The sequence below is a fragment of the Enterococcus camelliae genome (assembly GCF_042685105.1).
Taxonomy (GTDB): Bacteria; Bacillota; Bacilli; order Lactobacillales; family Enterococcaceae; genus Enterococcus_G; species Enterococcus_G camelliae.
On the sequence record NZ_JBHUMO010000044.1, the window covers coordinates 15,247 to 28,156 of the forward strand.

At 41.0% G+C, this 12,910-nt stretch carries 9 protein-coding genes; 3 read left to right on the forward strand and 6 right to left on the reverse strand.

The window, feature by feature from the left end; genetic code table 11:
* Together ACFSR0_RS07090 and ACFSR0_RS07095 are read right to left on the reverse strand one after the other, a co-directional pair.
* Window positions 1-589 (reverse strand): restriction endonuclease subunit S (locus ACFSR0_RS07090; RefSeq protein WP_379981301.1); only part of this gene is annotated, 589 nt, incomplete at its 3' end.
* Entirely contained in the window at window positions 586-2,193 is a 1,608-nt protein-coding gene (locus tag ACFSR0_RS07095; RefSeq protein WP_379981303.1) for a type I restriction-modification system subunit M, read from the reverse strand. The genes ACFSR0_RS07095 and ACFSR0_RS07090, both read right to left, overlap by 4 nt.
* Before the next feature lie 154 nt (window positions 2,194-2,347).
* Here ACFSR0_RS07095 and ACFSR0_RS07100 point away from each other — a divergent pair, with 154 nt between their 5' ends.
* Window positions 2,348-3,235 carry a hypothetical protein gene (locus ACFSR0_RS07100; RefSeq protein WP_379981305.1) on the forward strand — a complete coding sequence of 296 codons (888 nt, stop codon included), beginning with the start codon at window positions 2,348-2,350 and terminating at the stop codon, window positions 3,233-3,235.
* 218 nt (window positions 3,236-3,453) lie between these two features.
* Entirely contained in the window at window positions 3,454-5,994 is a 2,541-nt protein-coding gene (locus ACFSR0_RS07105; protein WP_379981307.1) for a M1 family metallopeptidase, read from the forward strand.
* Window positions 5,995-6,258: 264 nt separating this feature from the next.
* Here the strand turns inward: ACFSR0_RS07105 and ACFSR0_RS07110 are convergent, their stop codons facing one another.
* Genes ACFSR0_RS07110 through ACFSR0_RS07120 form a run of 3 tightly spaced genes read right to left on the reverse strand, consistent with a single transcriptional unit; the run spans window position 6,259 to window position 8,544 of the window.
* Entirely contained in the window at window positions 6,259-7,059 is an 801-nt protein-coding gene (locus ACFSR0_RS07110; RefSeq protein WP_379981309.1) for a hypothetical protein, read from the reverse strand.
* 22 nt (window positions 7,060-7,081) lie between these two features.
* Window positions 7,082-7,903, reverse strand: coding sequence for a pyruvate, water dikinase regulatory protein (locus ACFSR0_RS07115; RefSeq protein ID WP_379981311.1), 822 nt, complete (start codon window positions 7,901-7,903; stop codon window positions 7,082-7,084).
* Window positions 7,904-7,914: 11 nt separating this feature from the next.
* Window positions 7,915-8,544, reverse strand: coding sequence for a CBS domain-containing protein (locus ACFSR0_RS07120; protein ID WP_379981313.1), 630 nt, complete (start codon window positions 8,542-8,544; stop codon window positions 7,915-7,917).
* A 170-nt stretch (window positions 8,545-8,714) separates the two neighbouring features.
* Here ACFSR0_RS07120 and ppdK point away from each other — a divergent pair, with 170 nt between their 5' ends.
* A complete protein-coding gene (ppdK, locus tag ACFSR0_RS07125) occupies window positions 8,715-11,348 on the forward strand; it encodes a pyruvate, phosphate dikinase (RefSeq protein ID WP_379981315.1) in 2,634 nt (877 codons plus the stop codon).
* A gap of 108 nt (window positions 11,349-11,456) precedes the next feature.
* On the opposite strand, the gene ACFSR0_RS07130 is transcribed toward ppdK, so the two are convergent.
* A complete protein-coding gene (locus ACFSR0_RS07130; RefSeq protein ID WP_379981317.1) occupies window positions 11,457-12,608 on the reverse strand; it encodes a DNA/RNA non-specific endonuclease in 1,152 nt (383 codons plus the stop codon).
* Window positions 12,609-12,910: the final 302 nt, after the last annotated feature.

Sequence of the window (12,910 nt, forward strand, 5' to 3'; positions counted from 1 at the left end):
GTTCTAACTTACGTTGATGAAGAGCGATGGTGTTGTCAAAATTTGATAATAATCTAGCCACCTTGTGTTGTTCTTCCAAACGTGGTAACGGAATAGGAAATTCAACCAAGACGTTTTGATTTAAATGTTTAATTGTTCCACCGGTAGATCGTTGGTCTGCAAACTTCAAAAGGAACGGTGCTTTTAAATAGTGAAACAAATATCTACTATCAACAGCAAGAGCCTCTTTAACTCTGACGTTAAAAACTCCTGCGTTTAAGGTGGCAGGTATCGTCAAACCTTCAACATAAGCAACCTTACCAAGAGTTCCATCTTTTGTAATTAGAATGCTTCCATTCGAAATTTGAATTTTTTTATCTTGCTCAAAACGCTCTTTTTCTACGTAGTGAATGTTTGAATAATCGATTGCGCCATCCTTAAAGTCAGTCCCTGTGATTAACATATAGTCACCGTTATCGAGAAACTCTAAAGTCCTTAAATTTTGCCAACCAATTCTTGCATTCATCGTCGCAATTTCTGAAAGTTTACGCTCTTCCCACTCTTCCGTAAACCCTTTAAATCGAACAAGTGGTTTTCTAGTCGTGCTCATGCAAGACCACCTCCATTGAACAATTGACGAAATTGCATCAATTCTTTCTCAATGTCTTGATCTGTTGAGACTAATTCGTCAAATAATTTAGCAAGTTCTTGTTCCGCTTCATGCAATTCTTGATTGGTTGTAACAATTTCTTTTGATAGTTCTCCTAAATCAATTGGTTCTTCTTCTTCAAATGTATCCACATATCGAGGAATGTTCAGATTAAAATCATTTTCTTTGATTTCATTAAATGAAGCGACGTGTGCAAATTTGTCACTATTTTCGCGTTTTTTGTATGTTTCAATAATCTTTTCAATGTGCTGTTGCTCAAGAATATTTTGATTTTTCCCTTTGGTAAAATCATTCGATGCGTCAATAAATAGAACATCCTTCATTGGGCGATTTTTCTTTAAAATAATGACCGTTGTTGGAATGGATGTATTAAAAAAGATGTTTGCTGGTAACCCAATAACTGTATCAATCGCACCATTTTCCAACAATATCTCTCGAATTTTTCCTTCTGCATTTCCTCTAAATAAAACACCATGTGGCAAAACAATGGCCATCACACCAGTTTCTTTCAAATGATAAAATCCATGAAGTAAAAAGGCAAAGTCTGCTTTGGATTTTGGTGCAAGAACGCCATACATGGAAAAACGCGGATCATCTAAAAAACCCTTTTCGCCTGACCATTTTGCTGAATAAGGCGGATTCATTAAGACAGCATCGAAATTGGTAGGTTCCTCTGTTGGCCAGTCAGCATCAAGCGTATCACCATTATGCAAATGTTGATTGGCTATGTCGACACCATGTAAAATCATATTCATTCGTGCCAAATTATAGGTCGACGTATTTAATTCCTGTCCAAAATAATTGATGGTTCCCTTTTCATTTGAATACTTTTTAACATTGAGTAGTAATGAACCTGAACCCATCGTTGGATCATAAACTGAAAAGCCTTTTTGATCTTCTTTACCTGCAACCGCAATCCGTGTCATTAATTCTGAAATTGGCTGAGGTGTATAGAATTCCCCTGCTTTTTTCCCTGACTCGGAAGCAAATTGTCCAATCAAATATTCATAAGCATCGCCCAAAACATCGCCTTGATGTGCTAAGTCAAGTCCAGCGAGTTCTTTCATGACATTACCTACCGTTTGATTCTGTTTCTGTGGGGTCGATCCTAATTTTTTAGAGTACAAATCAACATCTTCAAATAGATTTTCAAAAAGTTCGCTACTTTGTTCAATATTACGAAAGCCTTGCGCCAAGTCTTCTAATTGAAATTTCCCGCGAAAAACGTCACTCACTAACGCTGTAAAGGTTAATGATGGCGCAATAGCATAGGAGTTTTCATCTTGTAGGGCTTCAATTAAATCGTTACGAATTTCCTCATCAGTCATAGCTTCATTGAAAATCGCTTGAGCTTCTTCCAAGTTATTAGCAGTTTTTTCTAGCAAATCAACCGCCAATACGAGCATTTTATCTGATAGATACTTATAAAAAACCAGCCCTAAAAGATAATTCTTGTATTCGTTTGCATCCATTTTTGATCGCAAAATATCTGCTGAATTCCATAATGCTTGGTACAAATTTTTTGAGTTTTGACTATTTGACAACACTATCGCTCCTCTACAACATAAGTTTTTCTATTATTATCAAATGAAATACCTAAAAAAGCAATTTTTTTCGTATCGTCAAGTGATTTAATTATCTTAAATTCCCTGTTCCTGTATACTATACCTATAACAAACTCTACATAGGAGGTACCGGATGGCAAAAGCAGCAACTGCTCAATCAAAGCAAGATAAATTATACGAGCGGACACTCAAGACAATTGGTGTGGTCGCAAAACTACCTATCATCCGCGTGAATCGCAAGAAGTTTCTAAAAGAACAATTTGCGGGATCACCTGATTTGGAGAAGATCATTAAATATGGGCCACAGTCCGTTTATACGACGACTGATTTACGAAAAAAGGCTACAGAAATTATCAAAACTAGCACCAAGAAAACTTCTTTAGCAAGTTTTGCGGCAGGAATGCCTTCTAATCCATTAATTATGATGGTCGCTGGTAGTGCTGATGTTGCACAATATTTCGGTTTTGCGATTCATATGGCGCAACAAATTGCCTATTTATTTGGAGAAGAGGACTTATTTACAAGTAAAACAGATGAACTATCCGAAGAAGCAAAACTGCGAATTATTGCCTATCTTGGGGTCATGTTTGGGGTTGGTGGTGCAGCCTTTCTGGTCTCAAAAATTTCCAAGCAAGCGGGAGAACATCTTGGACAACGCATCGCAGCCAAAACACTGACTCAAACAAGTTGGTTCCCACTAGTCAAAAAAGTGGGCGCTAAGATGGGGCAAACGATTACTCAAGAATCCATTGAGAAAACCGTCACCAAATCGGTTCCTATTATCGGAGGCGTCATTTCAGGTAGCCTCACCTATGTAACGTTCATTCCGATGGGTAATCGTCTGGCGGATGCGTTTGTCTTGCATCTTGATGGGCAATTTACGGAAGCTCCTTTCACACTAGCTAAAAGAAGACACTTTCTTGAACGTTTCAAACGTCGCCAAAAACCCATGGATGAAATTATCGAAGGCGAATTCAAAGTGTTGCCATTGGAAGGCCTAGAAAATGAAAGAAATCATTAAATACACCTGTCACGAGGAAAACAAATTGCTAGGCTTCCATCAAAGTAGACACTAGAAAAAATGACTAATCTACGATGCGGGAGCTTAGCATTTCGCTCGTCGTGCGTTCATTTAGGTTTCCCAAATTATTTTTTTCGTAAAACTCTCATTCAATTTTTATCCTATTTTTGAAATATTCGCTATAATAGTGAATGAGTACCATTTAGAGGAGGAGTTTCATGACAGCATTTGAACATTTTTATCAACTTTTCGAGCCTGAACACTATCAACTTTTTCTTGATATTGATCGTGCGGCAAAACAAATTTCCGGCAAAACAACCATCACTGGTATCGCCAAGCAAGCCACCATTGCCCTTCATCAAAAGGATTTGACCATTCAATCCGTCCAAGCAGATGGCGTGGCTATTGATTTTCACATTGATGCCGATCAAGATGCTATCCGATTGACATTGCCTAAAGCAGGCAAGACAACCCTTGTCATTACCTATCAAACAAACTTAACAGATACTATGATGGGCATCTATCCTTCGTATTACGAAGTAGACGGAGTTAAGAAACAACTGATTGGGACGCAATTTGAGACCAACTCTGCTCGGCAGGCCTTTCCTTGTGTGGACGAACCCGAAGCCAAAGCGACGTTTGACTTAGCGATTCGTTTTGATGAACAGGAAGGGGAAACCATCTTAGCCAACATGCCAGAAACCAAATGTGTTGAGGGTGTGCACTATTTTGATACGACCGTCAAGATGTCAACTTATTTGGTTGCTTTTGGTTTTGGTGAATTGCAAAGCAAAACGACCACAACCAAAAGTGGGGTCAAAGTAGGAGTGTTTGGCACTTACGCACATGCCGCGAAGGAATTGGACTTTGGTTTAGACATTGCCAAGCGTTCGATTGAATTCTATGAGGACTTTTTCCAAACGCCTTACCCACTTCCTCATTCATGGCAATTAGGATTGCCCGATTTTTCAGCAGGTGCAATGGAAAACTGGGGATTGATTACGTATCGTGAAGCTTACTTATTGCTTGATCCCGATAATACAAGCTTAACGACCAAACGTGTGGTTGCCACCGTGATTGCCCATGAAGTCGCTCACCAATGGTTTGGCGACTTGGTTACGATGAAATGGTGGGATGATTTATGGTTAAATGAAAGTTTTGCCAACATGATGGAATACGTTTGTATTGATGCGATTGAACCGGAATGGCACGTTTGGGAAAGCTTCCATACCTCGGATGTTCCAGCTGCTTTGTTGCGGGATGCGACAGATGGTGTTCAATCGGTCCACGTTGCAGTTGAAGATCCAGCAGAAGTGGATGCTTTGTTTGATGCGGCCATTGTTTATGCGAAAGGTGCCCGCATGTTAGTCATGGTACGCGCCTTGATTGGCGATGAAGCATTACGAACTGGCTTAAAAGCATACTTTGCCGCTCATCAATACGGAAATGCAACCGGTGCTGACTTGTGGTCTGCCTTAGCTACTGCGTCTGGGATTGATGTCGGGGCAGTTATGCATTCATGGTTGGAACAACCTGGCTACCCAGTTGTCAAAGCAGCCGTGGTAAATGGAGAATTGGTTCTTTCACAAGAACAATTTTTCATTGGTGATGGCAAAGATCAAGGACGTTTATGGCAAATTCCCTTGGCAAGTAACTATGCCTCTGCTCCCGAATTAATGAAAGAAGCCACTCTTTCATTGGGAGATTATGCGACGCTTCGGGCCGAAGCTGGCGAAGCTTTCAGGTTAAATGTTGGCAATAACTCCCATTTTATTGTTCAATATGATGCCACGTTATGGCAAGAAATTCTGGGAGAAGCTACGACTTTTGATGCTCTTTCTCAATTGCAGTTATTACAAGATTTACGGTTATTGGCAAATGGTCGCAAGGTATCCTTTACAGAATTGGTTGCTCTGCTACCAGAATTTGCAGATAGTCCATCAGCAATTGTCAATCAGGCATTGTATGTGATTGCGGAAGAATTTCAGTTGTTTGCCACGCCAGATTCAGACGAAGAAACTCAATTGAAAGCTTATTATCGCTTAGTAAGCACAGCGAACTACACTCGATTAGGCATGACACCAAAAGCCACTGATGCCAACGATGACCAATTAACACGGCCAGTCGTTGCCAAAGCAGCACTTTTTGGTGAAAACGCAGCTGCCATAGCAGATGCCCATAACTTATTTACAGCTTATCAAGAGAAATTAAGCCAACTGCCAGCCGCGATTCGCGCATCTGTCTTGGCGAATGAAGTGAAACAATATGGGACCGAAGCCTTATTTGAAAAATTATTACATGCTTATCGTCAATCGTCTGATGCAAGCTTCAAACAAAGTTTACAATTGGCGATTACTCAAGCAAACGAATCCGTGATTCTTGATGCAGTCGTAGCAAAATTCCAAGATGCCGACACGATTAAACCACAAGATTTGCGGGGCTGGTTCTATAGCACATTGGCCAATCCGCTTGGCGAACAACTGGCTTGGGACTGGATTCGGAACAACTGGCAATGGTTGCTTGATACGGTTGGAGGGGATATGTCCTTTACGAGCTACATTCAAATGATTGCACGTGTTTTCCGAACACCAGAACGTTTAGCTGAATACAAAGAGTTCTTTGAACCAAAATTGCACACGCCTGGTCTGACTCGTGAAATTACCATGGGGATTAACGTCATTGAAAGTCGGGTTGCATTAATTGCAGCTGAACAAACGGCCACCAATGCTGCCATTGCAACCGCAGTAAAGCGCGCATAGAATTCAATTAATCAAAAAAATAAATCGAACAATCACGATTGTGTAGGAACCCACCGTTGATTGTTCGATTTTTTTGATAAATAATTTTGGTGTGCGCTTTAATCATGGAGTACTAGCAGTGACCTACTCTCAATCTTGAGAGGTTTTATTTTCTCTTTATCCGCTTAATTGAGCGTCCGCTTTTGTAAAAACGTACCATCCCTCAAACGTTCCTTTTTGATTGACCAATTGTGGTTGGTATAGCTACGCACCTTTTTCTCGTTGTCAGTGGTGCGAATTACTTTGATCCAATTCGCACATCAATGCTTGAATTGCTGGAAATTCCAACGGATAATAACTCTTTCCATCAAAAGTTGCTTCTTCCTTTTGTGGATAGGTGATACGGATCATCCAGTTTTGTTTTTGGCTCTCTCGTTCATGACTATAATGAAGCAACCAATCATGAAATGGGAACTGTGTTAATTGATATTGCACCCGCGTCAATTCATGACTTGCTAGTGTTCGTTCATATGATACGTCCAGGACCTGGTCCGCTTTCCCGTTTAAACGAGAAAAGCGTTTTTCATTTAGATCAACAATGAAGCACTGCTTGAAGCCATCATCTTGAGAAATCCCCAATTCTAATCTCCACGGAGAATCTGGTTTTGACCAACCATCCAATTCCCGTAATCTTCGCAAACACCGCAAAGCATTCCCGCCTTGGATAAATTGATACCATCGATCTTGAGAAATTTCTCTCTGTTTTTGTTGATAATAAAGGTACAAAATGACCTGCTCTTCTGACATTGCTTCAATCTTCTGTTGTAGTAACTGGCAATGTGCCTCCACATCAAAAATTCGTTTGACTGCCGAATAGTAGGTTTGTGTGTCAAATTCTGCATGTGCTTCACACCATGCATTGATGGCATCTGCCAATTCATCAAAAAGAAACACACCCGTCAACATCTTCTTCATTACTACAGACATGGGCTCCAAATAACGATACGTCACCCCATTTTTTTCATCTAGATACGGCGTTAACTTTGAAATATAAAGTGTCAAGTCGCGAAACTTTTCCTTACTCATCCTCTATGCCTCCCAAGATTGATTACAAGCCAACTGTTAAACTTTTCAATTGTTCTTCAACAAGATACGCAGTCTCCTCAATCGATTTATCCGTTACATCGATTATGTTGGCTTGATATGTTTTGAAAACGCTCTGTGCATATGCCAGTTCCCGTCGTATTTTTTCAAGGTCGGTATAGCTGGTTGTTTGTCCCAAACCTAGTGACTCTAGGCGATTACTGCGGATCTTTACTAATTTTTCTGGTCGGCAAATCAATCCAACGATTCGTTTTGGATCCACTTTTTCTAGGACTTGTGGTAAAGGTACTTCCGGAATTAAAGGTAAGTTAGCAATCTTATGACCGCGATTAGCCAAATACATGCTTAATGGTGTTTTGGACGTACGTGAGACGCCTAAAATTACCATATCGGCAGTCAAAAACCCCTGCGGATTCTTGCCATCATCGTATTTTACAGCAAATTCAATGGCACTAATCCGATGGAAATATTCTGTATCTAATTTATGAACGATGCCCGGTTTTTCAATTGGTTGTGCACTTGTTTTGGCTTCAATCATCGAAAAAAACGGTTGCATTAAGTCGTAATAAGCCAAGTTTGCTTGAACACTAAAGTTTTGCGCCGCTTGCGCCAATTTGCGATTAACTAGCGTACTGATGACGATTGCATTGTCTTTTTCGGCATCCTTTAAAATATCCATTAGTTCTTGCTCATCCGTTACAAATGGAAAACGATAGGTATTATCAAAGCTTACTTCGGGGTACTGAACCATAACGGCTCCAATTAGTTTTTGGGATGTTTCTCCAATTGAATCTGAAATCGTGTAAATGGCTACTTCTTTTTTCACTGTACTCTCTCCTATCGTTTAAGTTCTGCTTCTCTGGCACGTTGAATCAGGTAATTAAGAATGCGTGTTTTGGTTATTTTGCCAATGACTTTGGACTGGTCCTCAGTGGCTACAATGGGCAATGAATCCACTTCAAAGTCTTGCAAAATGCTGGCAACCTCCAAAAGATCCATCTCCTTGGTGGCTACTTTTAGATGAGGAGCACGCGTCATACAGATAGCAACAGGGGTTTGATCAATGTTTGTGTTCATTGAAGCCCGTAGCAAATCTTTACGTGACAATACTCCGGCTAGCGCTTGCTGCTCATCAATGACGTACAATGAGCCAACATCATACATAAATAGTGTTGTGATGGCATCGCGAATGGAAGTATCTTTCGTTACTAAAAGAGGGGGCATCATTAATGTTTCCACCTTTGTGCGAAAAACGTCAAAAAAGAAGAACGTTTCAACGGCACTGCCGACATACGTATAGCCTACTTTGGGGGTCGCTTGTAATAGGCCAATCAGTGTCAGAAAAGTTAAATCTGAACGTAATGTTGCACGTGATACCTCCATTAATTCGGATACTTTTTCTCCACTAACTGGTTGATGCTGTTTGACTATCTGAATAATTTTTTCTTGTCGATCGGTTAATTTCATGCCAACCTCCATTATGATTACTTTTTTGAATGATTATCCTCATTATACATCTAATTGCCGCGTATTCAATAAAAAAATATCATACATTTACCTATTGACAATCATTATGTCACATATTATGATGCATATATATTAATTGTGTCACATATTTAATTAGGAGGCCAACAAATATGCAATTCATTTATGATTTTGAAGAAGGACGCCGAACAGACAAGGCTTTATTAGGGGGAAAAGGGGCAAATTTAGCGGAAATGACTCATTTAGGACTTCCGGTTCCACCTGGTTTTACGATTACTACTGAGTGCTGTATGACTTATCTCAAAGAGGAAACTTTTTTTGATACTCAATTAAAGAAACAAATTTTGGAAGCGATTCAACGACTAGAAGAAAAAACCAACAAATCGTTCACTAGCCGCGAATCGTTGCTCCTTGTTTCTGTACGCAGTGGCGCCAAGTTTTCAATGCCTGGCATGATGGATACCATTCTCAATCTAGGATTAAATGATCAACGTGTACGAGGTTTCACACGAACCACTTCGCTCGCTTTTGCGTATGACTGCTACCGTCGCTTGCTACAAATGTATGGAGACGTGGTTTTCGGTATTCCCAAAGAAGAATTTTATGAGCTATTAGAAAAAAAAGAACAAGCCCTAGGGAAACCAGCCGATTCGTTTTTCTTAAATGAACAAGAAGAGTTAATCGCGTTATACAAGCAACAATTTATTGCTCATCAGCGCGTCTTTCCCCAAGATCCATTTGAACAATTATTTGAAGCAACAAAGGCTGTGTTCCGTTCGTGGAATAACCAACGAGCCAAAGTCTACCGGGAATTAAATCATATTCCATATCACTTGGGTACAGCGGTAAATATTCAGTCCATGGTCTTTGGCAATAGTGGCAATCAAAGCGGCACAGGTGTGGTTTTCACTCGTAATCCTGCGACAGGTGAACATGTATTATTTGGAGAATTCTTGTTAAATGCTCAAGGAGAAGACGTCGTTGCTGGCATTCGGACACCGGAACCGATTGCCGATTTGAAAGAAAAACTACCGACTGCCTATGCTGACTTTGTCCATTACGCCCAAGTTTTAGAAGACCATTACAAAGACATGCAAGACATTGAGTTCACCATTGAAAATGGGCAGCTCTATATCTTGCAGACGCGGGATGGCAAACGAACAGCGAAAGCAGCCCTCACGATTGCACTCGACCTTGTAACCGAGGGAGTGATTACCAAAGAGACTGCTTTAACCCGCATCTCGCCAGAAATGATTGACCAACTAATTCACCCAATTTTTGATGAACAGGCTATCAAAGAAGCGCGACTCATTGCCACTGGTCTACCCGCTAGTCCCGGCGCAGCGACAGGTGTAGTGGTATTCACAGCGGACGCTGCGAAAGAATTCCACAATACAGGAAAAAAAGTCATTTTGGTTCGGCAAGAAACTTCTCCCGAAGACATCGAGGGTATGGTTGTCAGTGAAGCAATCGTTACCAGTCGTGGTGGCATGACTTCTCACGCTGCTGTTGTCGCTCGTGGTATGGGGACTTGTTGTATCACTGGTTGTGAAGCGTTAACAGTTGATGAACAAAACAAGCAAGTCAAATGTGGCGAACTGGTTCTTACTGAAGGAGACATCTTATCCGTTGATGGAACATCTGGCAACTTATTCTTAAATGAAATTCCCACCGTCATTGCTGAAAACAATGATGATTTGCAACGTTTATTAGCTTGGGCAGACGAAGTGGCTGAACTGCGTGTACGTGCCAATGCGGAAACTGTCTTAGATTTGACAACTGCGATGGATTTTGGAGCAACAGGAATCGGTCTAGCTCGTACGGAGCATATGTTCTTTGGAGCGGAACGAGTGCTTGAAATGCGTCGCTTAATCTTAGCCGACAGTGATCAAGAAGCCCAAGATGCATTGGATCGTTTGGTCACCTTCCAGCAAGAAGATTTCTACCAAATGTATCAAACTGTGCAAGATAAGCCGATGGTCATCCGTTTACTTGATCCACCGATGCATGAATTTTTGCCTCATGAACCAAATGAAATTCGCCAATTAGCTCGAAAATTAGGCAAGTCGCCACTCGTCGTCGAAGAACAGATTCGCCGCTTGCAAGAAACCAATCCGATGCTTGGTCATCGCGGCTGTCGCCTAGGAATTACCACACCAGCCATTTATCAAATGCAAGTTTGCGCCATTTTTACGAGTATTTTCCGCCTTCTTGATGAAGGACAAACAATTGTCCCAGAAATTATGATTCCTTTAATTGCTGAAGAGGAAGAATTGTTGCATGTGAAGCAATTCTTAATTGAAACCATTGATGCTCTATTCGAAGAAGCCGGTATTGAACCCATCTCGTATGAAATTGGCACCATGATTGAATTGCCTCGTGCCTGTTTAATTGCGGATGATTTGGCACAAGAAGCAGACTTCTTTAGCTTTGGAACCAACGATTTGACGCAAATGACATACGGCTTTTCCCGTGATGACATTGGCAAATTTATCAACAGTTACACTGAAAAAAAGATTATGAAGAGCGATCCATTCCAACACTTAGATCAAAAAGGTGTCGGTGCACTCATTCGGATTGCCGTAGAAAAAGCTCGTCAGACAAAACCAGGTATGTTGATTGGTGTCTGTGGGGAAGTCGGTGGGGATCCAGAATCGATTGCCTTTTTCGCTGAAATTGGTGTTGATTATGTCTCTTGCTCGCCGTTCCGGATACCCGCTGCTCGTTTAGCCGTTGCACAAGCAGCCTTAGCAAACAAAAAAGTCCCCATTCCTGTGACGCAATAAAATAGAAAAAAACCGTCAAGCTCTGGAAAATGTACCAATCCCAAAAGTTAGACCGAAAAATCTAACTTTTGGGGCTAGTACCGAAAATCCACAGTTGCCGGTTTTTTATTATCGTTTTGGTGCACGGTAGCCTGCTTGCTCGGCTTCGCGAATTGTTTTAAAGTACGCTTCAGGATTCGTGGTTTGTTCATAGTATTTTGATCCTGGAACATGATATATTTTATTTTTAGACCCTTTGATTAAGCCTTGACCAGTAGTAGGATTGACGTATTCCTTGTCTTCATTGGCGACTGTGTTCGTTTGCGTTGCCGCTTGTGCTTGTTGAGCTTGCACTGCCTTCTCATTGGCTGTTCGTTCTTCATCGGAGAGAAATTCGTTACTAACGACACTGGACCCATCTGCATAATTTAACGTCACCCCTTGTTGCACATTAAAGATATACACATGAAACGTAATCGCATCACTAGAGATGGATTGGGCTTCCATTTCTACCCCTCGCGCGAGTAATTCATTCTCACGGAAAATTGGCGTCACACGATAGCGTACATAATTTTGAGGATTTTGCTCCAGATACGTTTTCACATCCATTTCAAAGCGCAACATTTCTGGTGAATTCAGCTGCCTCGTGCCAGTAATCAAATTTTTCCAGTTGGCATTTTCACCTGACAACGCCCAACCAATTAAGTGGGAGCGATTGTACAAGTAGCCGCCTTTGATTTGTTTGTTCTTCCAGCCTGTTGGTGATACGGAGGAAATATCTCCTCGTTCACCAGTTGGCATTAAACTCTTATTAAGCATGGCTTCCGCCAACGTGGCCCGATTCAAGGCATCCAAATCACCATAAGATTCCCATGCTCCTTTTTTTAAAGACAAGTCCTCTGTTGTAAAAAAAGGTACGTTATGATTGATTTCAATCGTTTGTGTCCCTTCATATTCTTTTGCCGCCAGCTCTTTAATTGTTTCTTGACGGGCTTGTATGATTTGGGCTTGCAATTTTTGGGCTTCTTCTGCTTTTTTTGCATCAGCTGCCTGTTTTTTAGCTTCTTCTGCCTTTTTTGCTTCGGCTGCTTGTTTTTTAGCTTCTTCTGCCTTGGCTTGTTTTTCCGGTTGGCTTTGTAACTGTTTGTTTACGGAACTAGTCGTTGTTGATTGAGTCGTCTCTTTCGCATTGCTACTGCAACCACTTGCCACCCCTAAGATAAGGAGCATTGAAGTAAAAAGCATCCCTAACTGCCATCGCTGATACCATTTCCCTTTCATTCTAACTTCCTCCTCCAAAAAAATTCCTACATTCATTATTTCCTTGGAATTGTAGCTAGTCAATGATAACTGCGTATATATAATAATAGGTATTTATCTGAACCTCCCACGATTTAAGTCGCGGGGTTCTGAGTCCTTACGGACTTAAAACCCTTTGACCCAAATGTAGTTTCTTCTTGCCTGAGATACGGGATACCAAAGAAGTCGCCACTCAGCGATATAACTGCGATAACCTAATAATTCGGTTCATGGGTAAACAAAGTATCGGCTCTCATAGGATTTTCCTGATACCGAGTCTATCC